General features: G+C 57.2%; 26 protein-coding genes. 19 read left to right on the forward strand and 7 right to left on the reverse strand.

Annotated elements, in window-relative coordinates; genetic code table 11:
• The first annotated feature begins 14 nt into the window (after positions 1-14).
• Entirely contained in the window at positions 15-419 is a 405-nt protein-coding gene (locus tag HFN16_RS09970) for a bacteriohemerythrin (RefSeq protein WP_168890611.1), read from the forward strand.
• Here HFN16_RS09970 and HFN16_RS09975 read toward each other — a convergent pair whose 3' ends face one another.
• Positions 420-1178 (reverse strand): transporter substrate-binding domain-containing protein, encoded by a 759-nt coding sequence (locus tag HFN16_RS09975; protein ID WP_168890612.1) that lies wholly within the window; start codon positions 1176-1178, stop codon positions 420-422.
• A gap of 177 nt (positions 1179-1355) precedes the next feature.
• Here HFN16_RS09975 and HFN16_RS09980 point away from each other — a divergent pair, with 177 nt between their 5' ends.
• The 5 genes from HFN16_RS09980 to HFN16_RS10000 all read left to right on the forward strand — a co-directional run bounded on the left by HFN16_RS09980 (position 1356) and on the right by HFN16_RS10000 (position 7049).
• Positions 1356-3776: an acetate--CoA ligase family protein gene (locus HFN16_RS09980; RefSeq protein ID WP_168890613.1), complete on the forward strand. Its 2421-nt coding sequence runs from the start codon at positions 1356-1358 to the stop codon at positions 3774-3776.
• A 290-nt stretch (positions 3777-4066) separates the two neighbouring features.
• Complete coding sequence (locus HFN16_RS09985; protein WP_168890614.1) at positions 4067-5782, forward strand: PAS domain-containing sensor histidine kinase; 1716 nt, start codon at positions 4067-4069, stop codon at positions 5780-5782.
• A gap of 43 nt (positions 5783-5825) precedes the next feature.
• A complete protein-coding gene (locus HFN16_RS09990; protein ID WP_168890615.1) occupies positions 5826-6254 on the forward strand; it encodes a response regulator in 429 nt (142 codons plus the stop codon).
• A 6-nt stretch (positions 6255-6260) separates the two neighbouring features.
• A complete protein-coding gene (locus HFN16_RS09995; protein WP_168890616.1) occupies positions 6261-6641 on the forward strand; it encodes a response regulator in 381 nt (126 codons plus the stop codon).
• A 6-nt stretch (positions 6642-6647) separates the two neighbouring features.
• Positions 6648-7049 carry a response regulator gene (locus HFN16_RS10000; RefSeq protein ID WP_247648302.1) on the forward strand — a complete coding sequence of 134 codons (402 nt, stop codon included), beginning with the start codon at positions 6648-6650 and terminating at the stop codon, positions 7047-7049.
• A gap of 42 nt (positions 7050-7091) precedes the next feature.
• Here the strand turns inward: HFN16_RS10000 and HFN16_RS10005 are convergent, their stop codons facing one another.
• The gene (locus HFN16_RS10005) at positions 7092-7589 is read right to left on the reverse strand and encodes a lactoylglutathione lyase family protein (protein WP_168890617.1); all 498 of its coding nucleotides are present in this window, start codon (positions 7587-7589) and stop codon (positions 7092-7094) included.
• A gap of 149 nt (positions 7590-7738) precedes the next feature.
• Here HFN16_RS10005 and HFN16_RS10010 point away from each other — a divergent pair, with 149 nt between their 5' ends.
• From HFN16_RS10010 to HFN16_RS10070, 13 genes are all read left to right on the forward strand, one after another.
• Complete coding sequence (locus HFN16_RS10010) at positions 7739-8071, forward strand: helix-turn-helix domain-containing protein (RefSeq protein ID WP_168890618.1); 333 nt, start codon at positions 7739-7741, stop codon at positions 8069-8071.
• Between the two features lie 17 nt (positions 8072-8088).
• Complete coding sequence (locus HFN16_RS10015) at positions 8089-10671, forward strand: PEP/pyruvate-binding domain-containing protein (protein ID WP_168890619.1); 2583 nt, start codon at positions 8089-8091, stop codon at positions 10669-10671.
• 92 nt (positions 10672-10763) lie between these two features.
• Positions 10764-10997: a hypothetical protein gene (locus HFN16_RS10020; protein ID WP_247648303.1), complete on the forward strand. Its 234-nt coding sequence runs from the start codon at positions 10764-10766 to the stop codon at positions 10995-10997.
• A gap of 174 nt (positions 10998-11171) precedes the next feature.
• A complete protein-coding gene (locus tag HFN16_RS10025; protein ID WP_168890620.1) occupies positions 11172-11477 on the forward strand; it encodes a c-type cytochrome in 306 nt (101 codons plus the stop codon).
• 9 nt (positions 11478-11486) lie between these two features.
• Positions 11487-12497, forward strand: a complete 1011-nt coding sequence (locus tag HFN16_RS10030) for an SCO family protein (protein ID WP_168890621.1) — start codon at positions 11487-11489, stop codon at positions 12495-12497.
• Positions 12498-12500: 3 nt separating this feature from the next.
• Positions 12501-14111 carry a cytochrome c oxidase subunit I gene (gene ctaD / locus HFN16_RS10035; protein WP_168890622.1) on the forward strand — a complete coding sequence of 537 codons (1611 nt, stop codon included), beginning with the start codon at positions 12501-12503 and terminating at the stop codon, positions 14109-14111.
• Positions 14104-14700 (forward strand): cytochrome c oxidase subunit 3 family protein, encoded by a 597-nt coding sequence (locus tag HFN16_RS10040; RefSeq protein WP_168890623.1) that lies wholly within the window; start codon positions 14104-14106, stop codon positions 14698-14700. Before ctaD ends, HFN16_RS10040 begins: the two co-directional genes overlap by 8 nt.
• A gap of 12 nt (positions 14701-14712) precedes the next feature.
• On the forward strand, positions 14713-15003 hold the full coding sequence (locus HFN16_RS10045) for a cytochrome C oxidase subunit IV family protein (protein WP_168890624.1): 291 nt from the start codon (positions 14713-14715) through the stop codon (positions 15001-15003).
• A gap of 3 nt (positions 15004-15006) precedes the next feature.
• Complete coding sequence (gene coxB / locus HFN16_RS10050) at positions 15007-16218, forward strand: cytochrome c oxidase subunit II (protein ID WP_168890625.1); 1212 nt, start codon at positions 15007-15009, stop codon at positions 16216-16218.
• 2 nt (positions 16219-16220) lie between these two features.
• The gene (locus HFN16_RS10055) at positions 16221-17048 is read left to right on the forward strand and encodes a protoheme IX farnesyltransferase (RefSeq protein WP_168892327.1); all 828 of its coding nucleotides are present in this window, start codon (positions 16221-16223) and stop codon (positions 17046-17048) included.
• A 13-nt stretch (positions 17049-17061) separates the two neighbouring features.
• Positions 17062-17487: a hypothetical protein gene (locus HFN16_RS10060; RefSeq protein WP_168890626.1), complete on the forward strand. Its 426-nt coding sequence runs from the start codon at positions 17062-17064 to the stop codon at positions 17485-17487.
• Between the two features lie 158 nt (positions 17488-17645).
• A complete protein-coding gene (locus tag HFN16_RS10065; protein WP_168890627.1) occupies positions 17646-17960 on the forward strand; it encodes a TIGR03905 family TSCPD domain-containing protein in 315 nt (104 codons plus the stop codon).
• A 185-nt stretch (positions 17961-18145) separates the two neighbouring features.
• Positions 18146-19192 carry an FUSC family protein gene (locus HFN16_RS10070; protein ID WP_168890628.1) on the forward strand — a complete coding sequence of 349 codons (1047 nt, stop codon included), beginning with the start codon at positions 18146-18148 and terminating at the stop codon, positions 19190-19192.
• A 78-nt stretch (positions 19193-19270) separates the two neighbouring features.
• Here HFN16_RS10070 and HFN16_RS10075 read toward each other — a convergent pair whose 3' ends face one another.
• The 5 genes from HFN16_RS10075 to HFN16_RS10095 are packed head-to-tail and all read right to left on the reverse strand — an operon-like array spanning position 19271 to position 24114.
• Positions 19271-20065 (reverse strand): ABC transporter permease subunit, encoded by a 795-nt coding sequence (locus tag HFN16_RS10075; protein WP_168890629.1) that lies wholly within the window; start codon positions 20063-20065, stop codon positions 19271-19273.
• Positions 20065-20949 (reverse strand): ABC transporter permease subunit, encoded by an 885-nt coding sequence (locus HFN16_RS10080; protein WP_168890630.1) that lies wholly within the window; start codon positions 20947-20949, stop codon positions 20065-20067. The genes HFN16_RS10075 and HFN16_RS10080 overlap by 1 nt, the downstream gene beginning before the upstream one ends.
• Positions 20936-22177: an ABC transporter substrate-binding protein gene (locus HFN16_RS10085; RefSeq protein WP_168890631.1), complete on the reverse strand. Its 1242-nt coding sequence runs from the start codon at positions 22175-22177 to the stop codon at positions 20936-20938. Before HFN16_RS10085 ends, HFN16_RS10080 begins: the two co-directional genes overlap by 14 nt.
• A complete protein-coding gene (locus HFN16_RS10090) occupies positions 22178-23125 on the reverse strand; it encodes an ABC transporter ATP-binding protein (protein ID WP_168890632.1) in 948 nt (315 codons plus the stop codon).
• Entirely contained in the window at positions 23101-24114 is a 1014-nt protein-coding gene (locus tag HFN16_RS10095) for an aminoglycoside phosphotransferase family protein (RefSeq protein WP_247648304.1), read from the reverse strand. Before HFN16_RS10095 ends, HFN16_RS10090 begins: the two co-directional genes overlap by 25 nt.
• Positions 24115-24174: the final 60 nt, after the last annotated feature.

Here is a 24174-nt window from a genome sequence, read left to right on the forward strand (position 1 = left end):
TAACAGGTTGTAAAATGTCGTCTTGTATTGAGTGGAAGAACAAGTTCTCTGTCGGCGTGAAGCGGATAGATGATGAACATAAGGTCCTGGTTGGACTGATTAATAAGGCGTTTGACTCGTCGGAACTCATGGATGCAACCGAGGCCACCTTCAGTTTGCTCAGGGATATGAACGACTACGCCGAGATGCATTTCGCCACCGAGGATACGTTGATGCGTGAGTATAACTATCCGACCATGGATCTGCACCTGAAGGAACACGATCTTTTTCGGCGAAGGGTCAGCGAGGCATTGGCCCGAGGCAAGAACGGCGCTGATCCATATAAGGTATTTCAGTTTCTGCGCGACTGGTTTTACAACCACACCATGAAGGATGACATGGCTCTTGGCGAATACCTTCAGTCCAAGAGACTGTCCTGATCACTGGCTGCTTTTCAGCAAATCAAAATAATTTCGGATGATGGCGTCAAAGGTGCCGTTGTCCTTGAGCCGTTTGGCGGCTGCGTTGAGTTCGTCAATTTTCCCGGCGAGAGCCGAGCGCTTTGAGACCGCGAAATAGACCGGCACCGTCTCGTCGTGGCGGTAAGTGGCCTTGGTCATCAGGTGTCCCAATCCGAGGGTGCTCACCAGATAGTCTCCCTGGCTCTCGGTGGAGAGCACCGTATCCACCCGGCCGTTCGCCAGCTTCAGGAAGTTGAACTTGTCGTCGTTCACTTCTTCCTTCATGAGATTCTCTCTATTGTCGAATTCATTGAAATACTTTGCATTCCTCTGAACGCCAATGATCTTTCCGTGCAAGTCGTCGATGGACTTGATGTCCTGTGAGGTTTTAAGGCGGTAGAATACCTTGGCAGATTTCGTCTTGTACGGAGGCTCAATGAACAGCAGGTACTTTTCGCGTTCAGGACGTTTGAGGACACCGCTCAGAAATTGGAGCTTGCCGACTTGCATCAGGTTCAAACAGCGCGCCCATGGGCACTCAATGAATGTCGGCGTCATGCCTACTTCCGCCAGCAGGGCCTTGGTCATCTCGACATCTATTCCATTGAACGATCCGTTCTCCACTACTTTCCATGGCGGGAAGTGGTCGAGGCCCACAGCGACATCCTGGGCCGGGGAGAGGGTCGGAATCAGAATAATCGTCAGACAGAGCAACGCTGCGGAGAAAAAGAGTTTCATGCATCAGGACTAGCCGTATCCAATAATTTTTTCAAGTCATGCAGAATTATCGCCGAACGAATTCGTGATGAAGAAAGAACAATGACCAGCAGTCACTTTTCGTCATACCCCATTGACCCAATGGCCCCCTTGCCGTAGCCTGTCCGCATTTCATTTTCACCATGGGGGAGAGGCGATATGGACAACGGTAATCATGCCTTCGGCGGCGTGGAGGTGTGCATCGATTTCGGTGCGATCACCGGAATTTTCGAGCAGGCCCACAGCGAGGGGCGCGACACCCTTTTTGAATACGAGGTGTACAACCTCTTGCGCGACTCCGGGGCCGAAACACCGCCCAAGTGCATCTTGTTGACGCGTGGCTCCCGTCCCACGGACGAGACCCTGTCTTCTCTGCCCGGTGACAAGGCCGTGCTCAAGATCGTGTCGTCCACCATCATGCACAAAACCGAAGTCGGTGGCGTGCGCGTGGTGGAGAATACGCCGGACCGCATTCGTTCGGCGTGGCGACGCATGCTGTACGAAGTGCCGGAGAACTACGCCGCCATGCTGGAGGCCAACCCCAAGGGCGCGCCCGAGGCCTATGCCGGGTTGTCCGGCGAAGCACTGGTCTCCGCCATCGCCCGCGATGTCCGCGGCGTATTGCTGGTGGAGTTTATGAAGCCCGATTCTCAGGCCTTCGGTAATGAATTGATCGTAGGTATCCGCCGTACCCGAGAGTTCGGCATGGTCCTCGGTGCAGGGCTGGGCGGTACCGATACCGAGCTGTATGCCGAGCGGTTTCGCAAGGGGCAGGCCGTGGTGGCTGCCTCCACGGCTTTGACTGATGGCGAGACCTTTTTCGAGCTCTTCCGAAAGACGCTCTCCTACAAGAAGCTGGCCGGACTCACTCGTGGCCAGCGGCGTATCGTCACGGACGAGCAACTTATCGAATGCTTCTCCTCCTTCATCGACATGGCCAACCATTATTCCCCGGAGAATCCGGACGCGCCGTTCGTCATTGAGGAGTTGGAGATCAATCCCTTTGCCTACGCGGATTATCTCATGGTGCCGCTGGACGGCATGTGCCGCTTCTCCCGGCCCGATTCCCTGCCGGCCTCCCGCCCGGTGGAGAAGATCGGCAAGCTGCTGCATCCGGCGACCATCGGCATTATCGGCGTTTCTTCCACGCGCATGAATTTTGGTCGCATCATCCTGAACAATGTCATCGACGCGGGGTTCGACAAGGAAGGCATGGTTATTATCCGTCCCGGCGGGGGCGAGATCGACGGCGTTCGCTGTGTGGATTCGCTGGCCGATCTGGATACCAGACTCGATCTTTTCGTGGTGGCTGTTGGGGCGCCGCAGGTGCCCGGGCTGGTGGATGAAGTCGTCAGGCTGGACTGTGCCGAGTCAGTCATGCTCATCCCCGGAGGATTGGGCGAGACTGCCGAGAGCGAGGAGCGTGCCCGCGAGGTTATCGCACGCATCAACGAAGCCCACGAGCAAGGTGGCGGACCGGTTTTTCTCGGCGGCAACTGCATGGGCGTGGTTTCGCGTCCCGGCTCCTACGATACGTGGTTCATCCCCGAGGAAAAGCTGCCCAAACTCTCTTCCGGCAACCATCATCGCGCGGCGCTTATCTCCCAGTCCGGCGCGTTCATGCTCACCCGACTTTCCCAGTGTCCCATTCTGGATCCCGCCTACATGATTTCCGTGGGCAACCAGACCGACCTGACCCTTGGTGATCTCGTTACCTACTTTGCCGACTCCGACGACGTGGACGTCATCGCCGTCTACGCCGAAGGGTTCAACGACATGGACGGCCTCGAGTTCTGCCGGGCCATCCGTCGTGCCGTGCTAGCGGGCAAGGAAGTGGTCTTCTACAAGGCGGGTCGTACACCCGAAGGGCAGTCCGCCACCAGCGGTCATACCGCGTCCGTGGCAGGCGATTATGTGGTTTGCGAATCCTGCGTACGTCAGGCCGGTGCCATCGTGGCCCAGTCCTTCACCCAGTTCGAGCATCTCTTCATGCTGGCAGAGCGACTGCATCACAAGGTCATTCACGGCAACCGCCTTGCCGCCATGTCCGGTGCCGGGTTCGAGGCCGTTGGTATGGCCGACTCCATCCATTCGGACGATTACCACATGGAGTTGGCCCCCCTGAGCGAAGAAACGCGCGGCAAGCTGACCGAGTTGTTTGTCGAGAAACGTCTCGATTCCCTTGTCACCGTCACCAATCCCCTCGATATCACTCCCGGTTCCGACGACCAGGTACATGCCGATGTCATCCGCATCCTCGCCAAGGACCCGTACGTGGACGCCGTGGTGGCCGGGCTTGATCCCATGTCTCCGGTCATGCGCACATTGGCGGACCCGGAACATGCGGACTACAATTTCGAGGATGACCGTTCCATTGCCGCCCTCATCGAGGATCTGCTGCCCACCCTTGATACCCCGGTCATCGGTGTCATCGATGGCGGACGTCTGTACGACCCCCTTGTGGACAAGCTCAAGGAAGCGGGACTCTGTACTTTCCGCACGTCTGATCAGGCTGTGGCAGCCATTGCCCAGTACATTGACGGCAGGCTGAACGCCGAGCGCATTCGTCAGCGCGGATAATTTCACTTTCCATCCGAACCAACGGGGGAAAGAGGGAAAAACTTATCAAAGGTTTATCTCTCTTTTCCCCTTTTTCGTGGCCTTGATTCAGGCTTCTCTGTCCGGCTCAGCCCCCGTAGGCCGTGGGTTTGCGGTAATGCCGCCTATCTATCTCACGTTGTTGAAGAAGATAAGCTTCCTCGTTGTTGTGTTATTCCTATGCGTTTGATACTCTTCTGATAGGTGTAAGCTCTACTCTGCCTGTAGCGTTGCGGTTGATGCTATCGTGAATGTTCTCATGAGGAAGCGGTATGTCGGATCATCAGTATTATCACGGTTTGGCCAAGTCCATGATGGCGACCATTGTGTTGGTTTCCATTGCGCCGCTTTTCATCATCGCCCTTATTGCCGGATATCAATACAGCGTAGCCTACGAAGAAAAGGTGGAGGCCCATCTGCGTGAACTGGTGCTCAAGCATGACCAGTCCGTGGATGTCTTTCTGGAAGAAAAGATTGCGGAAATACAGGTGCTGGCCGAAGTGGTCGGCGTGAACCGTTTGCAGGATGAGGACGGTCTCAAGAAACTCCACGATGTGCTGGTGCGTATGCATGGCACCGACTTCGTGGACCTCGGTCTTGTCAATGACAAGGGCATTCAGGAGGTCTACGCAGGTCCATACAAGCTCGAGGGCGCCGACTATGCCGAGGCCGAGTGGTTCAAGGACGTACAAAAGCGCAAGGTGTATGTCAGCGATGTTTCCCTTGGCTTGCGTGGCGTTCCCCATTTCATCATCGCCCTCCAGATGGAGAGCGAGGGACGGCAGTGGGTGCTGCGAACCGCCCTCGACTTCATCGCCTTCAACAAGCTGGTGGAAGACATCCGCATAGGCGAGACCGGTCTGGCCTACATCATCAACAAGGATGCTGAATTTCAGACCACGCCCCGCCGTGATATGACCGGCGAGATGCCTTTGCTGCGCCAGTTGGTGAAGCAGGTTGATAACTCCTCAAAGCTGGGCCGCGGTCGCGCCGCCATGACCATCGAGGCCGATCCTGTCACAGGCGAGAATATCATCTTCGTGACCAGCCCGTTGAAGTCCGGCGAGTGGCTTATGGTCTTCCAGCAGGAAGCCTCGGATGTCTTCTCCGCACTCAATCGTACCCGGAATCTCTTGATCGTGATGGTTCTGCTCGGCGGTATCTCCATTGGCGCCATGGCCTACCTCATGAGTCGACGCATGGCTCGAAAGGTCGAGCTCTCCGACATGGAAAAGGAAATGATGAACGAGCAGGTCATCGAAGCGGGCAAGCTCGCCAGTGTGGGTGAACTTGCCGCGGGTATTGCCCATGAGATCAACAATCCGGTGGCCATCATGGTGGAAGAAGCCGGGTGGATTCAGGATTTGCTGGATGAGGGGCTGAACAAGGACGACAATGAGCGAGAGGTCCAGCGTGCACTGAACCAGATTCGCAATCAGGGAGTGCGCTGCCGTGAGATTACCCACAAGCTCCTGAGCTTTGCGCGCAAGATCGATCCCACTGTCGAAGAAATTTCCCTCAACGACATGGTGCAGGAGATGGCCGAGTTTTGCGAACAGCGCGCCCGCTATGCCAATGTACTCATCGAGACAAGCCTGGCCGACTCCATACCTGCCGTGGAAGGCAGCGCATCCGAATTGCAGCAGGTGTTGCTCAATCTCATCAATAACGCCATCGACGCCATGGATCCGGGAGGAGGCAATCTGGATATCATGACCCGTGTGGAAGATCAGAATGTGGTGGTCTCCATTTCAGACACGGGTGTGGGTATCCCACAGGCAAATTTATCGCGAATTTTTGATCCCTTCTTTACCACCAAGCCGGTGGGCAAGGGGACTGGGCTGGGGTTGTCCATCATCTATGGCATCATCAACAAGATGGACGGTGAAATCTCGGTCAAGTCCATAGTGGATCAGGGAACCACATTCACCATCCGGCTACCCATGGCAGAGGGTAATCCGGACAATGTGGAACAAGGGGAAGGTTAGAAAAAACATCGCAATGGGATTGCGGAACCAAACGGAGGTCTGAATGCCAGCACGAATCTTACTCATCGATGACGAACAGGGTTTTGTGGAAACCATGGCAAAACGTCTTGAAATGCGTAACTATCCGGTGTCCACTGCGTTCAACGCGCAGGAGGGACTGGACACCCTCAGCAAGGTGACCATTGACGTGGTGGTGCTGGATGTGAAGATGCCCGGTATGGACGGCATCGAAGCTCTGGCCCGGATCAAGGCGGAACATCCGCTGGTGGAGGTGATCATGCTTACCGGTCACGCCACGGTCGAGAACGCCATCGAGGGCATGAAGCGCGGTGCGTTTGATTACATGATGAAGCCGTGCGACATGGACGGGCTGCTTGCCAAGGTGGACGAAGCCTATGACAAGAAGGTGGCCCATGAAGACCGCATACTGGAAGCACGCGCCCGGCACATTGCGCTGCGGCGAGGAGTATAGACGGAAATGACCGACGAACCGATACGCGTCCTGTTGGTGGACGATGAAGTGGGCTTTCTGGAAGTCCTGACCAAGCGCATGGGCAGGCGGGGGTTCGACATGACCGCCGCCCCCAGCGGCACCGACGGCATTCAGGTGTTGCGCAAGGCGGACTTCGACGTTGCCGTTCTCGACCTCAAGCTGGAGGACATGGACGGTATTGAAGTCCTGACGATATTCAAGAAGATGGTCCCGGAGATGCCGGTGATCATGCTCACGGGCCATGGCTCGGAGCAGGCGGCCAGCGAAGGGTTGGCTCAGGGCGCCTTCGACTATCTTCTCAAACCCTGCGACCTGGATGAGCTCATTGCAAAGATCCAAGAGGCCGTGGATCAAAACAGGGAGTAGCTCAACGTGGACAACATCAAAGTGATGCTTGTGGACGATGAGGTCCATTTCGTGGAGACGCTGGAGAAGCGACTGGGCAAGAGAGGTTTCGAGGTCTGTGCCACTTCTTCGGGAGAAGAAGCTCTTGAAAAGTTGCATGATTTCGACGCTGATGTGGTGGTGCTGGACGTGAAGATGCCCGGCATGGACGGCATTGCCGTTCTCAATCAGATCAAGACCCAGTGGCCGCTCATGGAGGTGGTCATGCTCACTGGGCACGCCAGTGTGGAGGTCGCCATTCGCGGCATGGAGCTGGGCGCGTTCGATTATCTCATGAAGCCCATGGAGTTTCAGGACCTGATTTACAAGGTTGAGGACGCCGCCAAGCAGAAGCGGCTCAAGGAACGGAAGATCAGCCGGACCGGCTAGCCCGATCCCCGTTCAGGGGACCGGGCCATACGTTCTGCCTGGTTAGTCCTGATAGGCGCCGGCAGAGTAGGTCAGTTCGTAACTGTGGCTATAGATTTCGACGATGTTTCCAAACGGGTCTTCACAGTAGACCATGCGGTAGGGCTTTTCGCCGGGGAAGTATTCGCGAACAGGCATGCGCTGCTTGCCGCCGTTCTCCACGATCTTCTTGGCCAGTCCTTCAACGTCGGGGTCCTGAACAGAGTAGTGGAATACGCCGGTCTTCCAGAATTCGAAGTTGTTTTCGCGGCGTTCAGAGTTGGGGAATTCGAACAGCTCTACGCCGATCTTGTCGCCGGTGGACAGGTGGGCGATGCGGAAACTGCCCCAACCCTCGCCGAACACGTCATTGCACATGACGCCGATGGCGGAGTCGTCCTGGGTGATGGTGGTGGGCTGCATGATGACGTACCAGCCCATGACCTCGGTGTAGAAGCGGACAGCTTCGTCCAGGTCGGTGACGGTGATGCCGATATGGGAAAAGTTTCTGGGATAAGACATTGATATTCTCCTTGCGGTTTGATTTCGTTGAAAACAATGTAACCTAATAATTTCATTGCACAAGAAGGCACTATTTTATTCGTGGCGAACCTTTTGGTAGGAATTGAACAATACCACGCCCCTGGGGCGGAAACTTTTTTTGAGGCGATATGCTTACGTACAAGGGAAAAGAGTACCGCTGTCCGGTCGAGGTGACGATGGACATGATCAGCGGCAAGTGGAAGAGCCTGATTCTGTGGCACTTGCATGAGCAGCCCATGCGGTACAAGGAGCTGGAGCGCATCGTACCCGGCGTGAGCCAGAAGATGCTGACTCAACAGCTCAAAGAGATGGAAGACGATGGTCTGCTGGTGCGCACTGTGTTTCCCGAGGTACCGCCTCGGGTGGAGTATGAGCTGACTGAACTCGGCCATTCCGTCTTTCCCATGCTGGAGATCATGCACAATTGGGCCGTGGATCGGCTTGGTTGCAAACAGGAATAACCTGACCCCGGAGTTGTATGGGCTTTTTTGATTGGTTTCCTTTCTTCGGCAAACCGGAAAAATCACCGGAAGAAATCGCCGAGATGCGCCGGACCCTGTCGGAGCGGTACGATCACTTCCGTCTGCTGCTTCAGGCAAATAATAACGCCCATGAACTGATGGGAGAGTTGGAGGAGGCCTTGCGTGGCTTCACTCCTTACGGGATGCACTACGTGCGCACCTTGTGTACGCGTATCTCAACGTCCATCTTTCAGATGGTTCGTCACCTGACGGAACTCAACCCCAAGGCTTACGCAGGTCTCATGCCTGCCTACCAATCCATACAGGCCAACATCATGCCGCATCTGGAAGCGGGGGAGGATTACAAGCCGCCCCGGGTGCTGGTACTGAATCTGGCTGATGTCGGCCGTGATCACGCCGATCTGACCGGCCCAAAGATGGCTATGCTTGGGGAGGCAGGGCGTGCTCTGAACATGAATATCCCCGAGGGATTCGTTGTAACCACCGATGCCTTTCGCGCTTATATGCGGGCTGGTGGCAGAGAAAAGGAGATCGATCGTCTCATCCAGATGGTTGATCCCGATGACCGGGAAGCCATGTTCAGGCTCTCATCCCGTATCATGCAGATGGTCATCGATGCCCGTTTGCCCAATGAGTTGGCAGAAAAGATTCTGGCCGCCTACGATGACCTGCGTGCCGCAACAGGGCAAGAGGTCAAGCTGGCTGTCCGTTCTTCGGCGTTGGGCGAGGACATCGAAGGCGCCTCGTTTGCCGGGCAGTATCGATCCATCCTCAACGTGGACCGGAGTTCCCTGCTGAATGCCTACAAGGAGGTCGTGGCGTCCAAGTATTCGTTGCAGGCCATGGCATATCGGTTGGCGCAGGGGATCAGAGACGAGGATGTCGCCATGTCCGTGGGCTGTATGGTTATGGTGGATGCTCGTTCCGGTGGTGTGGCCTATTCCCGTAGCCCGGTGAATATCCGCGATGAGCGGGTGTCGGTCCATTCGGTCTGGGGATTGCCCAAGGCGGTTGTGGACGGCTCCATTGCCACAGATGAATTTCAGGTCGGCCGTGAGCCCGCAGAAGTGGTGGAGCGACTGGTCGCCGAAAAGGTGGAACAGTACGGATGTCACGATGCCGAGGGCATCTGCCGACTGGAGGTGCTGGATCAGAACCAGAACGTTCCCTCCCTCAGTGATGAGGAAGCTGTTCGCGTGGCAGCCGAGGCCGTGAAGCTGGAAGAATATTTCGGATTGCCGCAGGACGTGGAGTGGGCCGTCACCGACGACGGTGTGTTCCACCTGTTGCAGTGTCGTCCATTGATGTTGATGGATGAAGATGAGGGACCTCATGAAGCCGTGGGCGATTTGCCGTCCCCCCTTCTGCATGGTGGCCGCACAGCCAGTCCAGGTGTTGGTGTCGGGCCGGTTCATGTGATTCGTAAAGATGCGGATGCCCTGACGTTTCCTGACGGCGGTGTCATGGTGTTACGGCAGGCCTTACCCAGCAGGGCGGCGTTGCTGGATCGATGTAGCGCGGTGATTACGGAGCAGGGCGGTATTGCCGGGCACCTCGCCAACGTTGCCCGCGAGTTCGGTGTCCCGGCCATCTTTCGGGTGAAGGGTGCCATGGACAGTCTGGAAAACGGCCAGATTGTCACTGTGGATGCGGACGGGCACGGCGTCTACGACGGCGCGGTCGAGGCCCTGCTGGTGGAGAAACCGAGGCAGCGCGTCATGCGCGGCAGTCCGGTGCAGGCCACCTTGCGCAGGGCGGCGCGGCATATTGTCCGCCTCAATCTGACCAATCCCGAGGCGCCGGAGTTCCGGCCTTCCGGCTGCAAGACCCTGCACGACATCATGCGCTTTGCCCATGAAATGGCTGTGCGGGAAATGTTCGAGATGAGTACCCATGAGGACTTCATTCAGGCGGCGTCGCGCCAGCTCATCTGCGGCGTGCCCAAGCAGTTCTGGGTGCTAAATCTGGATGACGGCATCTCGCCGGAGGGCGAAGACCGCGAAGACCGTTGCGTGTTGCTGGAGCATGTGGATTCCTTTCCCATGCGTGCCTTGTGGGAGGGTATGCAGGCTGTGCCATGGGAAGGCCCGCCGCCCATGCATGCGGGCGGGCTCATGTCCGTCATGTTCGAGGCCACGGCCAATCCCAATCTGGTCCCGGCCGGACGTTCGCATTACACCCAGAAGAACTATTTCATGATCTCCAAGAACTATTGCTGCCTCCAGTCTCGCTTCGGGTTCCATTTCTGTGGCGTGGAGTCGCTGGTCAGTGACCGGATCTCCGAGAATTACGCCAGCTTCCAGTTCAAGGGCGGGGCGGCCAACGTGGACCGTCGTGTTCTGCGCGCCAAATTCATCGGTGATCTGCTGGAGGATTTCGACTTCCGTGTGCGTATTCGTCAGGACAACATGTTCGCCCGTGTAGAAGGGCTTGATCGCGAAGAAATGGATTACCGGCTCAAGATCATAGGCTACCTCGTCACCCACACCCGGCAGTTGGACATGATCATGACCAACGCCACGCAGGTGAAGGAGAAGCGGGAGAAGTTCCTAGCCGATTTCAAGATGTTCAAGAAGTAGTATCAGGCTTGCCTCAACGGTGTCGGCGACTTATTTTATACAGAGTAAAGAAAGTTCATTCTCATTAAGAAATAGACGCCAAGGAGGTTGCCATGACCTTCATTACTGCTGCCCGTTTCTCCAAGGAACGTCTGGAAAAGGACGAGAACCTTCGTATTCGTGCCGATCAGGTGCAACACCACCTGCGTGAAATTGCCCTTGATGTGGGGCTTGATCCCGAATTGAATGTGACCCGCGCCGAGGTGAATGATGAAGTTCGCATCGGTATCAGCGAATACATGGATGAGTATTACCGCGAGGCTCCGGGATCCTGGCGGCACTACTAAAACGGCATAAGCCCACAAACGATGAGGCCCCGCTGCATATTGCAGCGGGGCCTCTTTTTTTGGAAAACTGGTGGTGGTAGTAAAAAAAGCAACAGTCCATTGCAATGAATGGTAATTTAGCCTATTTTGCTAAATAGGTTTCTTTATTACTTACATACCAATGAGGTTTTACAAATGAAAAAAGTTCTGTTTCTGCTCTCTGCCATTCTGTGTTTGTCCGTGACCGCCGCCCTGGCTGTTGACGGTGGTGCTTTGTACGAAAAGAAATGCGCCAAGTGTCACAATGACGGCACCCATTCTTCCAAGGCTGGTGGTGGCGTGGTCCTGAAGGGACAGGGCGCCGAGATGATCCACAAGAAGTTGGAAGGCTATCTGGACGGCTCTTATGGCGGAGCGAAAAAGAAGACCATGGCTCGCGTGCTGGGCAAGTTCTCCCCCGAGGAGATCAAGGCCATGGCCGACCACATCGGCTCCATGTAACGGTGCGCCATGCAACGGCTCATCGCGATTGCAATACTTATCGTGCTCATGGCCGCCCCCTCGTGGGCGGCCACTGAGCACGGTTCCATGCAGCATGGTGATGACCATTCTTCCATGGCCCAGGAGGCCATGCCGCATGATGGCAAGGACCACTCCAAGCTGGACCTAACGGAAGAGGGCCACATGGATCATGGCGACATGGCCAATGAATCCATGGAAGGTCACGAGGCCCATCAGGATCAGTCCATGACAGATCATGACATGGAGGGGATGGATGCCGAGGCCCACGATCATGAAAAGATGATGGAAGAGGTCAAGGAAGCAGACATCCCGGTGGGTATCGAGGAAAAGCTGGGCAATGTGCTGCCGGACGTGGAATTCACCGATTCCGAAGGCAACAAGGTGCGCCTGTTGGAACTGGTCAAAGACACGCCGGTCATGCTTCTTCCCATCTATTACCGCTGTCCCGACGTCTGCAACCTGCTGCAGGGCGGTTTTGCCTCCATCCTGCCCAAGGTCGCGCTGAAACCGGGCGAGGAGATCAAGGTCGTCTCCCTGAGCTTTGCGCCCGAGGAGCAGACCAAGGACGCTGCCCGGGCCAAGCGCAACTACACCGCCATTCTCGACGGCAAGTTCCCGCCCGAATACTGGACTTTTCTCACTGGCGACCAGCAGTCCATTGACCAGACGCTGGATGCCATCGGCTACACCGTGCAAAAGCAGGGCAAGCTGTGGGCACACCCCGTGGCAGCCATTGCCATTGCGCCGGGCGGCAAGGTTGTGCGCTATCTGTACGGCACCACGTTCCTGCCGTTCGACATCACCATGGCAGGGACCGAGGCCGCACAAGGCAAGACCGGGCTCTCCATCAAGCGACTGCTCTCCTACTGCTATAACTACGATCCTGACGGACGACGTTACGTCTTTGATATCCTGCGGGTTTCCGGGTTCTCCATTCTCGGCTTCGTGGGTATCTTCCTGGCGTGGCTCATCCTCGGCGGCAAGAAAAAAAGGCGATAGACCATGGCGGATACCGCGCAGGGATTCATGGCCCCCAAGGGGCGACACTGGATACTGGAATGGCTTTTCACCATCGACCACAAACGTATCGGCATGCTCTACCTCTGGTGCATTGCCCTATTCTTCGTGGTGGGTGTGCTGCTGGGGCTGATCATCCGGCTGGAACTCTTCGGGCCGGGCAAGGACATCATCGGTCCGCAGGCGTATAACGCCATCTTCACCCTGCACGGTGTGATCATGATCTTCATCGTGGTCATCCCGTCCATCCCGGCCGCCTTTGGCAACATATTCCTGCCCCTGCAACTGGGGGCGGAGGACGTGGCCTTTCCGCGATTAAACATGTTCTCGTGGTGGCTCTACATCATCGGCGGCGCCATCGCCCTTGTCTCTCTCTTCACGGGCGGTGGCGCGCCGGATACGGGCTGGACCTTTTACGTGCCGTTCTCGGCTGTCACGTCCACCAACGTCTCGGTGGCCGTGGCAGGTGTGTTCATCCTCGGCTTTTCGTCCATCCTGACGGGGCTTAATTTTATCGTCACCATACACCGACTGCGTGCGCCGGGGCTCAAGTGGACGCGCCTCACCCTGTTTGCCTGGGCGCTCTATGCCACGGCATGGATTCAGGTGCTGGCTACGCCCATCCTGTCCATCACCGTGGTGCTCATCGCCATCGAGCGACTGCTCGGCATGGGCATCTTTGATCCGGCCCGGGGCGGCGATCCCATCCTGTACCAGCATCTGTTCTGGATCTACTCCCACCCGGCGGTCTACATCATGATTCTGCCCGCCATGGGTGTGATCTCGGACATCATCCCGGTCTTCTGCCGCAAGTCCATCTTCGGCTACAAGACCATCGTGGGCTCCAGTCTCGCCATCGCCTTTGCCGGTTCGCTGGTCTGGGCGCACCACATGTTCGTGTCCGGCATGTCCGATACCGCGGTCATGGTTTTCTCGCTGCTGACCTTCGTCGTGGCCGTGCCTTCGGCGGTCAAGGTCTTCAACTGGCTCTCCACCATGTACAAGGGGGCCATCCGACCGGAACCGCCCCTTATTTTTGCCCTCGGTTTCATCTTCCTGTTTGCCATGGGTGGCATCACCGGGCTGGTGCTCGGCTCGGCTGGTACAGACATGCACGTGCATGACACCTATTTCGTGGTGGGCCACTTCCACTATGTCATTTTTGGCGGCACCGGCTTCGGCATGTTCGCGGCCATTCACTACTGGTTCCCGAAAATCTACGGGCGCATGTATAACAAGAAACTGGCCAACATCAGCGCCGTGATTCTCGTAGTGGGCCTCAACGGCCTCTATTTCCCCATGTACCTGTTGGGATTGGCCGGGATGCCGCGCCGCTACTACGACTATCTGCCGCAGTATACCGAGCTGCATCAGTGGTCCACCTACGGCTCGTGGATTACGGCAATTGGTCTTATCCTGATGTTCTACAACCTGATTCATTCCCGCTATCGGGGAGAGTTGGTCGGGCGCAACCCGTGGCAGGCGGCAACCTTGGAGTGGACGCTGCCTTCACCGCCGCCCTCGCACAATTTCGACGAGGAACCCGTGGTCACACACGGCCCCTATGACTTCCACGAAGTGAGGGACCATGACTGAGCATCATGATTATCAGGGCGCAAAGATGGGGATGTGGATTTTCCTGTTCACGGAAATCCTCCTCTTCGGCGGTCTTTTCGTGCTCTTTGCCGTGACCTTCCAGCGGTACCCCACGGAGTTTCACGAGGCGAGCAAGCTGCTTGATGTGACCATGGGAACCACCAACACCGTGGTGCTGATCACTTCATCCCTGTGCGCGGCTCTGTCCATCGTGGCCCTGCAGCGGGGAGAGCGGAAACGGTCGGAGATGCTTATCGGCCTGACCATCCTGCTGGCGTGCTGCTTCTTGGTCATCAAGTATTTCGAGTGGTCGGCAAAGTTCCATCACGGCATCTATCCCGGATCTACCGAGATAGCGGACTGGGCACCGGGCAAGCAGGCCTATTTCGCCCTGTACTATGCCATGACCGGGCTGCACGGTATCCACGTGATCATCGGTATGGCGGTGCTCGGCTGGGTCTGGTGGCTCATCCGGCGGGAGAAGTGTACCCCTGATCATTTTGTGGCCCTGGAAAACGCCGGGTTGTACTGGCATTTGGTGGACCTCATTTGGATCTACCTCTTCCCACTCTATTACCTCATCACCTAGGAAGGGACGCGTATGAACGAGACGAATACGAATCATCACGGTCCCGGTTACGGACTTTTTATCGGCGTCTGGGCCGCGCTCATGGTGCTGACCTGCATCACGGTGGTGGTGTCGGGCATTGACCTCGACTTCCTCAATGTGCTGGTCGCCATGTCCGTGGCCACCACCAAGGCGTTACTGGTGGTCATGTTCTTCATGCACCTCAAGTACGAGAACACGACGCTCAAGCTCATGGTGTTGGTGGCTTTCGTGATTCTGGCCATATTTATCGGCTTCACCTTCTTCGACACGGCATACAGGTAGACTATGTATCCACAGGTATTCAGCGCAGCAAAGGAAGTGGACCAGGCGTTCCTGATCATCCTCGGCTTCTCCGTGTTCATCTTGGTGGCCGTGACCGCGACAATGCTCTTCTTTCTGTGGCGGTATCATCATAAACGTCACCCGAATGCAGCGGATATCAAGGGCAGCGTCTGGCTGGAGATCGTCTGGACAGGATTGCCCACCATCATCGTGCTTGGCCTGTTCTGGACCGGTTGGACCAGCTTTCAGGCCATGCGCACCATTCCTGAAGGAGCCATGGAAGTGCAGGTGGAAGGCCGCATGTGGTCGTGGCTCTTCACTTATGAAAACGGCAAGAGCGCGCCGGAGCTGGTGGTGCCGGTCAATACGCCCATCAAGCTCAACCTCAAGGCCCGCGACGTCATCCACAGTTTCTACATCCCGGCCATGCGCGTGAAATGGGATATGGTCCCGGGCATGGACACCGAGGTCTGGTTCGAGTCGGACAAGACCGGCGAGTTCGATATTTTCTGTGCCGAGTACTGCGGCCTCAAGCACGCCGACATGCTGGCCGTGCTGCGCGTGGTGGAGCAGGGCACATTCGATATCTGGATCAACGAGACCAAGAAGTCGGGCCAGCAGGGTCTCAAGCTCATGGAAGAGTATGGCTGCTTTGACTGCCATTCCATGGACGGCAGCGAGGATGTTGCGCCGACACTCATGAATCTGGCGGGTAAGGAGCTTTTGGTCATCCGTCCTGACGGCACCGAGGCAAAGGTCACGGCTGACGAGGCGTATATCAAGCAGTCCATCATGGAACCCGGCGCATTGCTGGTGAAGGACTGGGACGATGATATGCCTTCCTTTGCCGGAGAAATGTCCAAGGACGATCTGGACTTTATCGCACAGTATCTGATGACCGGTGGAGAAGGACACCCCGGTGAAAAGCTGGCGGACGAGGAAGGATGCCTGGCCTGTCATACCACCACGGGCGAGGACGACGTCGGTCCCACATTCAAGGGACTCTTTGGCGAGACCCGGACCGTCACCAACGAAGCGGGCGAGTCCAAGACCGTCAAGATTGACGAAAAGTACCTGCGTGAGGCCATTACGAATCCATCGGCATGGATTCCCGAAGGATATGATGACGGCATGCCGCCGTACGATGATATTGACGAAGAGACACTGGAAGGGCTGATCAAGTACCTCAAGTCCCTTGGTAAGGGGGACGGCTAGTGATGCATGCGGTCCTTGGATTGGCGCGCCCGCGAGTGAGTCTTGCCGTGGCGGGCGGCAGCCTGTTCGGCGCGTACTACCACGGTGTGACCGAGTCATGGCTGGCTGTGGCCGCCGCGCTCGGTTCATTCCTGCTGTGCGCTGGCTGTTCGGCCCTGAACCAGATTCAGGAGCGGGAGCAGGACCGGCGCATGGAGCGCACTGCTGACCGTCCGTTGGCGACCGGTGCCTTATCGGTCAATGCAGCGTTACGCATGGCCCTGCTGTGGATGCTCTCTGGTGGCGGTCTGTACTTCATCGCGGGGGGCTGGCCGCTCCTGCTGTTGGGCGCTGCCATCGTTGCCGTTTACAATGGCCTCTACACACCGCTGAAGCGGGTAACGCCCATGGCGTTGCTGGCAGGTGGCTTTGCCGGGGCCGTGCCTCCGTTGACCGGATGGCTGGCCGCCGGTGGGAACGCTCTGGATTTTCGTATTCTTGGCGTGACTGCAATCTTTTATCTCTGGCAGGTGCCCCATTTCTGGCTGCTGGCTGAGAAGCATCGTGACGATTACCGCCGCGCCGGTTTTGCCATGCTGGAGGCGACCCTGTCGTCGCACATCCGTTCCCGGCTGATGGTGATCTGGGTGGGCGCGTATTTTGTCGGGCTCGGCTGTCTGGCCGGACTGGCCGGGCCAGCCTCCCTGCGATGGCTGGTACCGCCCGTGTTGTTGCTGGCAGGTGGCGGGGCGGTCCTGTCCGTATTGGCTGGCCGCATGCGGTTTGCTTCGGCTTCCATGTACGGTTCCCTGCCACTGACCCTATGTTTTTTATTGATGAACACCCCTTGACCCGGAGTTGGACATGCTTTGGATACATCCGATCATACAGGCCGTTTGCCTGATCCTCGCCACCTACGTCATGTACATGGGCTACATGCGCTTCAAGTTCCAGCATCTGGGTCAGAAGGCGTTTTTCAACTGGAAGCGGCATGTCCTGCTGGGCAAGATGGTGCACTGTCTTTGGCTGCTTGGTCTTGCCCTCGGTTTAGCCATGGCTCACTTCTATTGGGGCAGCGTGAACCTGACAGGCGGCCACTATTACGTAGGCGTTGCCATGGGACCGCTCATTCTGGTCAGCCTCGGCACCGGATTGATGCTACAAAAGCCCAAGGGCAAGCGTGCCGGACTGGCTCTGTTTCACGGCATCACCAATGTCACTCTCTATCTCATGGCACTGTATCAGGCATGGACGGCCATCGAGGTTGTCGAGCTCTTTCTGCTCGACTAGTCGCACCTTGACTACGTCGCCTTCCGACTTAGTTTCATTTGTCAGGGTTGTCCCCATATGTGGACAGCCATTCAGACATGGCGTACAACTTGCGCCTGTAGGGAGCCCCTCGCGGCTGCCGTTTTCGGAAACTCTATTAGACAAATGGACGGAACCCCATGGAAACACTTCAACTTGATCTTGCTCCCCTTTCCCCGCTGAATCCCACCGAAGGTCAGGCCGGCGACGTTGACGCCTACAAGCCGGAACTGGTTTGCGCAAAGATGATCCACTACAAGGTGGAGGATCACAAACTGACCAAGCTCCACTTCACTGGTGGCTGCGAAGGCAACCTGACCGCCATCTCCAAGCTGCTTGAAGGCATGGACATTGACGATGTGGTGGACAAACTTAGCGGCATTACCTGCGGCAAGAAGGACACTTCCTGTGCCGACCAGCTCTGTAACGCGCTGAAAGGACACATGGACGACTAGTAGAGCGAACGACTTCGCTTTCCGAAAAGCCCATCGTCTCCCGGCGGTGGGCTTTTTCGTTTGCTGGCACCCCAACCGGGAACTTGTTGCAGGATAATGGTTGACTGATCAATCAATGTATGAAAAGGGACCGTTCTGCGCCGCGATATTTCATCAGAGAATGAGCGGCCGAGGAACCAATTACCATGGCATTTCTACAAAAATATATGACCACCGGGCATACGCGTCACGGTATCAAGGTCGGTCTTGCCAGTGTGTTGGCCTACTGGTTTTCCGATCTCATCGGGCTGCCCTATGCATACTGGGCCGTGGTTTCCACGGTCATCGTCATGCAGATTCAGGTGTCGGATTCCATTCACATGTGTCTGTACCGCTTCACAGGTACGGCCATTGGCGCGGTCATCGGTATCGCTGCCATCGTCATCTTTCCGGCCACGCATTACTACACGCTGCTCGGTATCTTCATCACAACAGGGCTATGCGCCTATCTGACGCGGTACCATGTCCGTTTTCGCATGGCCGCCATTACCGTCTCCATCGTCTACCTGACCGCCATGCAGGACGATGGGCGTATCCTCTTCGCCCTTTACCGGGTGGGCGAGATTGGCGTTGGTGTGCTCTCCGCCTTCCTTGTTTCTGTATTTATCTGGCCCAATCGTACAGGTTTGGCTCTGCGTGAGCGCATCGAAAAGCAGTATGACGAGCTGGCCGATCACTACCTTCTCATCATGGGCAACTTCCTGTCCCTGCAGAAGAAGACCGACCCTGACCTCCTCTTTGATCTGGCCGTGGAAACCAAGAACAACCGCGAAATGTTCCACAAGGTCTATGCCCACGAGCGCCGCTTCTTCCGCGACGACGTGCAACTGCTCTCCATGCAGGTGTCCGCCCTCAATTCATCCATCGAGCGCGTGCAGGCCATGCTGGTGCTGCTCAACGAGGTGGACGGCAAGGCCTTTGACATCATCATGGCCCCCGAACTCATGGAGCTCACTCGCGCCACTGGTGATGCCTTGCGCGCCATCGGTACCGGAACGCCCCATGACCCGCATCGGCTTGCCGCCGCATGTGATGCCACCGAGCGTCGTTTCCTCGAACTGCGTCCCCAGGGCGTGACCGAGCGGTTCCAGTATCAGCGACTCTTTCAGGTGCTCGGCTTCATCAACGCCTCCCAGCATCTGGGTGAGTATGTTCTCAGCATTCTCAATTCTTCGAAGATGCCGAAAGAGTAGCGTCTCAGATAATTCATTTGCCAAAAAAAAGGCCGTCCTCATGGGGACGGCCTTTTTTTGCGTTCTCTTTTGGAGAAATTAGTAAATACCTTTTCGCCGATACATTCTCGAAACAACCAATTCGATAATCACGAATAACCCCACCGGAACCGTCAGAAAGACCAGCGTCAGCAACGAGCCGAGGCTGCGGTCGGAAGAGTTGAGGTAGGGGAACAGGTAGCCGGTGAAGGAGTCAACGGCACCGCCGCCGATGAGGAAGACGAGAAAGTATTCGGAAAAGGCCACCAGAAAGACCACGGAGCCGCCTGCGATGGCGGCAGGCATGAGCATAGGCAGGTCGACTTGCAGAAATCGTTGGATTGGCCCGGCACCCAAGTTCTTTGCGCATAGTTCGAACTCTTCGCCGAATGCCTGATACCCCGCGGTCAGGGCGCGGAGCATGTACGGGTAGCTGAATATGGTCAGCACCATCACGATGCCGATGAAGGTGTCGGCCAGCCCTGCCTTGATGAACAGGAAGTGGACGCCCATGGAAAAGGCCATGGACGGTACCAGCGCCGGGGCCAGAAAGAGTCCTTCCATCAGTGCTTTCCCTTTGAAATGGCGACGGGCGAAATGGTGAGCCGGGGCGATGCACAGGCCAAAGGAGAGCAGGACCGCCAGCAGGGAGTAGGCCAGTGACGAGAGCATGTGTTGCGTCACTGGGCCAGCCTGTGAGGCGAGAAAGTGCACCGCGCGCAGATCGAATTTGGCCGGAATCAGGTCAGGGAATTTCCAGCCCGGAGCCACCGCATAGAGCGCCAGCACCGACAAGGGGAGCAGGGAGGCGGCTGCGATGACCGAGAAGATGAGCGTACGGTAGAGGTGCGACATCACAGCTTCCTGTCCTTGCCGCTCAAGCGGGCGGCGATGCGGGTGTAGGCCACGATGAAGCCGAGGGAGAAGATCACCATGCAGACCAGAATGGCCATGGCCACCGGACGGTTGATGAGGTCGCGCCGGAAGTAGAGATTGTAGACCTCCATGCTGAGCATGCCGGGCGAGCTCTCGCTGAGCAGGAAGGGGATATCAAAGGCCCCGAAGGCGTACAGAAACAGGATGATGGACGCGGTGTGCAGGGCCGGGCGCATGTGCGGCAGGGCCACCCGAAAGAAGATGGTTGCCGGACCAGCACCGAGCATGGCTGCGGTCTGTACCAGCCTCGGGTCCAGCCGCTTGAGCACGGCAAAGGCGAGGATGATGACGAACGGCACTTCCTTGTACACGTAGGCGAGGATCATCCCTGCACCGCTGCCCCCGTGAATGACCGAGGGGAAGTCCTGCACCGTGTTTACCAGTCCGAGATGGTGGCCGATAGAGGCCATGATGCCGGACTGGCTCCAGAATATCAGCACGATGAAGGCCACGGCGATGTGCGGCAGGATGAGCGGCACCTTGTAAACCACCGAGAGCCGTTCCAGCCGTTCGGGGAGCCGCCAGATGAGATAGGCGAACACCGCGCCGAGAGCTACTGAGATTGCGGTGGCAACAGCGGCCACCCACAACGAGTGGGCGGCCGATGCAAGAATGTGCGGGCGTAACAGTTCCCCATAGGCCGCGAACAGGCCTCCTTCATGGGGGACGGGCAGCCAGAAACCGAGGGATTGGGCCACGGTCATGGCGAGCCCGCCCAGAAAGAGCAGGGCCAGCGGGATCAGGAGTGGCGACAGTTTGAGCAGTGTCCTGCCCGCAGTGGCTTCAGTCCTACCTGAGGACATTCTCCTCCCAGCCCTTTTCCAGAGCTTCCAGGTATTCCGCCGGGATCTCCGGCAGAGACTGCTTGGACAGTTCTTCCGGTGTCAGCGTGGCTGCGCCGAGGTCCATGGCATCGAATTGCTTGCGCTCTTCTTCAGGGAGCATATTGACCACGATGGCCGGGAAGTCTCCCCAGTTGGAGGGATCAAGCTTGGAGAGCTGGGCTTCGGGAGACATCAGGAAGTTGGCCGCCACCATGGCGCCAGCCTTGTTGGGCGCGTTCGCCGGGATGGCCGTGAAGTGGAGGTTGAACAGGCTGCCTTCATTCATGATGAAGGTGCGAACCGAGTCGGGATAGGTGCCGTCCAGAATCTTGGATTGGGCGTGCAGCGGGTGGTAGGACATGTTGATGTCTACCTCGCCGCGGGCGAACAGGGTGTCCAGTTCGGCAGAGCCCTTGGGGTAGGACTTGCCTTCCTGCCACAGGTACGGCTTCAGCTCATTCAGGTATGCCCAGAGCTTGGGGGCATTTTCATTGAAGAGGTTTTCATTCCAGCCGTGCATATACTGATCGGGACCGCCAGAAACCGCATAGAATGCCTGACGAATGAAGGCGGAGCCGGTGAAATCCGGAGGCTGCGGATAGGTGAACTTGCCGGGGTGGGCTTTGACCCATTCGAGCAGATTCGTGAAGCTCTCAGGGTGCTCCAGCGTACGAGCTGAATCGAACTCGAAGACATACATGGCGCGGCCATACGGGGTTTCATATCCCTCGACAGGGTAGCCGAAGTCGAACCCGGCCAGCCCCTTGTCCACATACTTGTTGAAGTTGGGCAGTTTGTCCGCATAGGGACCGAACAGGGTGCCAGCTTCCTTGGTAGCCTTGAAGTTCTCGCCGTTGATCCAGAGGAGGTCGATGGAGCCAACGGTCTTGCCTGCGCTCTTTTCCGTGATCAGCTTGTTCACGAAAACACCGGCGTCCATTGGGACGCGCACCAGCTTGATGTCGTAGCGGTCCTTAAGTTCCTTGGCCACATAGTTGTCGATCCAGTTGTTCACGTGCGCAAAGCCGCCATACATGTAGAACCGGACCTCGGTGCCGTGGGCCTGCTTTTCAATATCGTTCCATGAAGTGTCCAGCAGTTTGACGTGGGGTTCGGCGTTCTCTTTGTGCGGTGCTTCTCCGCAACCGGCCATAAGCAATGCCGCCATGAGCATGACCGCTACGGTGATGTTCATTACAAATCGCATTTATTCTCCCTCCTCGGTGGTGTTGGCTAAGATGTCCACCCTGTCGCCGACGGAAAGGCCGTTGTTGGCTGCATGGGTGGTGATATGGGTGCCGTCGATGTCGACGGTGTACTTCGTGTATTGCCCGGCAAAGGTGATATCCGTGAGGACACCCATACCGTCCGGGCGGGCTGTAACGTGCAAATCCTGCGGGCGGGCATATCCCAGATGCGTGTCCAGCCCGATACGTTTGGACAGGGCGACTGGGAGTTCGTTGACCGGGCCTAGGAAACGGGCCACTTCCAGACTGGCCGGTTGTTCGTATACTTCACGAGCCGGTGCGAACTGTGCCAGTTGACCATCCAGCATCACGCCCACGTGATCGGACATGAGGGACGCCTCCTCCTGATCGTGGGTCACGGCAATGGTGGTGACGCCAAACGCCTTTTGCGTGTCGCGGATGAACTCGGCCGTGGATGTCTTGAGGTTGCGGTCCAGATTGGCAAAGGGTTCGTCCAGCAGCAGAATGGCCGGATTGACTACCATGGCGCGGGCAATGGCCACGCGCTGTCGCTGTCCTGCGGATAGCGTGACAGGGTAGTCGTTGCGCTTGTCCGCCAGATTGAAGAAATCCAGCAGCTCCATGACGCGGCGTTCGGTCTCGGCCTTGGCGATCTTGCGCGCCTTCAGGCCAAAGGCCACGTTGTCGAAAACCGTCAGGTTGGGGAAGAGCAGGTAATCCTGAAACACCAGAATGACTGGGTTGTCCTTGTCAGGCGGTGTGCCGAAGATGAGCTTGCCGCTGTCAGCTTCTTCCAGCCCGGCGATGATCTTGAGCAGGGTGGTCTTGCCCACGCCGGACGGGCCGATGAACGAGGCGATGTCACCCTTGTCCACGGCAAAAGTGACGTCACGCAGAACAGGCTGCCCATCAAAGGATTTGGCTATGCCTTCTGCGCGAAGAAACATTCCATGTCTCCCAGATATTGCTCGATGCGGGCAAAGGTGTCCGCATTCTTCAGGGCGCGGTCGTCGCGCGTGTATTCGTAGTAGGCCATGAAGCACCATGACATGGCGCGCAGCAGGATGGTTCGCTCCATGAGATCGGTCAGGCGCAGGGCCGTGTCCAAATCCATGTCCAGCCCGGCCTCGTCAAGGTAGGCAGCCACAAAATTTTTCTTGCCCTCATCGGTGAAGCGGAAGTCCGTCTTCCACAGCGTCGTGGTGGGCACGAGGAAATGTCCGATGTCCTGAAAACGACTGGTGACGACTGCTTTTTCCCAGTCAACCAGCCAGCCGCGCCCGGTCTCGTCATCGATGATGAAGTTGTGCGAGTTGACCTCGGTGTTGGCGATGACCAGCGGATCGCCGCGGAAGTCCTCGGCTGCTTCTTCGGCCAGCCGGGTGATCTCGGCGTGGTAGTCGAGGAGAAGCTGCTTCTGTTTGGTCATCGGATGATCGGGATAGCGATGAATGAGTCCTTCGCTCTCCCTGGCGATGTCCAGAATGGGATTGGCCTGCACGATGAGGCTGTGGTCCACGGGTTGTGAATGCACTTTGGCAAAGATGCGGGCGGCCTCGCGCCAGTCGTTTTCGTATTGCAGCGGGCGACCCGGCAGGTACTCCATGAGCAGCACACCCTTGCCGAGCCCGTCCAGCTTGGGGTCGGGCTCGCAGTAGAAGGGCCGCGGCGTCACGCCGGAGCGCACCAGCGCGCGGAGCACCGCGAACTCGTACTCGATCTGGTCCTCAAGCCCCAGTTGGCTGTCGTGATTGATGCGAAAGACGTGGGATGCGTCGCCGTATATCTCGTTGACCGTGATGCGGTAATTCTCATTGTATTCGCCCGCAGCGAGGAAGGATATATGCTCCTCGGGGTCGTCCAAGACCACCCATTTGCGGGTCTCTAGAAATGTAGTGATAGCCTCTATGGTGTCCATAAATTCGATTGATAGCAAACTATACCCTCCATATGCAACGCAAGAGGCAAATATTGTTCGTCAAATTGTCTGATGGCT

The organism is Pseudodesulfovibrio sp. zrk46 (assembly GCF_012516435.1).
GTDB lineage: Bacteria > Desulfobacterota > Desulfovibrionia > Desulfovibrionales > Desulfovibrionaceae > Pseudodesulfovibrio.

Excerpts from the sequence above, each read along its gene's own strand:
- HFN16_RS10055 (WP_168892327.1), top strand. The coding sequence starts at position 16,221 with ATGCATGCGGTCCTTGGATTGGCGCGCCCGCGAGTGAGTCTTGCCGTG.
- HFN16_RS10070 (WP_168890628.1), top strand. The coding sequence starts at position 18,146 with ATGGCATTTCTACAAAAATATATGACCACCGGGCATACGCGTCACGGT.
- HFN16_RS09985 (WP_168890614.1), top strand. The coding sequence starts at position 4,067 with ATGTCGGATCATCAGTATTATCACGGTTTGGCCAAGTCCATGATGGCG.
- HFN16_RS09995 (WP_168890616.1), top strand. The coding sequence starts at position 6,261 with ATGACCGACGAACCGATACGCGTCCTGTTGGTGGACGATGAAGTGGGC.
- HFN16_RS10080 (WP_168890630.1), bottom strand. The coding sequence starts at position 20,949 with ATGTCCTCAGGTAGGACTGAAGCCACTGCGGGCAGGACACTGCTCAAA.
- ctaD (WP_168890622.1), top strand. The coding sequence starts at position 12,501 with ATGGCGGATACCGCGCAGGGATTCATGGCCCCCAAGGGGCGACACTGG.
- HFN16_RS10045 (WP_168890624.1), top strand. The coding sequence starts at position 14,713 with ATGAACGAGACGAATACGAATCATCACGGTCCCGGTTACGGACTTTTT.
- coxB (WP_168890625.1), top strand. The coding sequence starts at position 15,007 with ATGTATCCACAGGTATTCAGCGCAGCAAAGGAAGTGGACCAGGCGTTC.
- HFN16_RS10065 (WP_168890627.1), top strand. The coding sequence starts at position 17,646 with ATGGAAACACTTCAACTTGATCTTGCTCCCCTTTCCCCGCTGAATCCC.
- HFN16_RS10060 (WP_168890626.1), top strand. The coding sequence starts at position 17,062 with ATGCTTTGGATACATCCGATCATACAGGCCGTTTGCCTGATCCTCGCC.
- HFN16_RS10030 (WP_168890621.1), top strand. The coding sequence starts at position 11,487 with ATGCAACGGCTCATCGCGATTGCAATACTTATCGTGCTCATGGCCGCC.
- HFN16_RS10025 (WP_168890620.1), top strand. The coding sequence starts at position 11,172 with ATGAAAAAAGTTCTGTTTCTGCTCTCTGCCATTCTGTGTTTGTCCGTG.
- HFN16_RS10040 (WP_168890623.1), top strand. The coding sequence starts at position 14,104 with ATGACTGAGCATCATGATTATCAGGGCGCAAAGATGGGGATGTGGATT.
- HFN16_RS10005 (WP_168890617.1), bottom strand. The coding sequence starts at position 7,589 with ATGTCTTATCCCAGAAACTTTTCCCATATCGGCATCACCGTCACCGAC.
- HFN16_RS09975 (WP_168890612.1), bottom strand. The coding sequence starts at position 1,178 with ATGAAACTCTTTTTCTCCGCAGCGTTGCTCTGTCTGACGATTATTCTG.
- HFN16_RS10090 (WP_168890632.1), bottom strand. The coding sequence starts at position 23,125 with ATGTTTCTTCGCGCAGAAGGCATAGCCAAATCCTTTGATGGGCAGCCT.
- HFN16_RS09970 (WP_168890611.1), top strand. The coding sequence starts at position 15 with ATGTCGTCTTGTATTGAGTGGAAGAACAAGTTCTCTGTCGGCGTGAAG.
- HFN16_RS10010 (WP_168890618.1), top strand. The coding sequence starts at position 7,739 with ATGCTTACGTACAAGGGAAAAGAGTACCGCTGTCCGGTCGAGGTGACG.
- HFN16_RS10015 (WP_168890619.1), top strand. The coding sequence starts at position 8,089 with ATGGGCTTTTTTGATTGGTTTCCTTTCTTCGGCAAACCGGAAAAATCA.
- HFN16_RS09980 (WP_168890613.1), top strand. The coding sequence starts at position 1,356 with ATGGACAACGGTAATCATGCCTTCGGCGGCGTGGAGGTGTGCATCGAT.
- HFN16_RS09990 (WP_168890615.1), top strand. The coding sequence starts at position 5,826 with ATGCCAGCACGAATCTTACTCATCGATGACGAACAGGGTTTTGTGGAA.
- HFN16_RS10020 (WP_247648303.1), top strand. The coding sequence starts at position 10,764 with ATGACCTTCATTACTGCTGCCCGTTTCTCCAAGGAACGTCTGGAAAAG.
- HFN16_RS10085 (WP_168890631.1), bottom strand. The coding sequence starts at position 22,177 with ATGCGATTTGTAATGAACATCACCGTAGCGGTCATGCTCATGGCGGCA.
- HFN16_RS10075 (WP_168890629.1), bottom strand. The coding sequence starts at position 20,065 with ATGTCGCACCTCTACCGTACGCTCATCTTCTCGGTCATCGCAGCCGCC.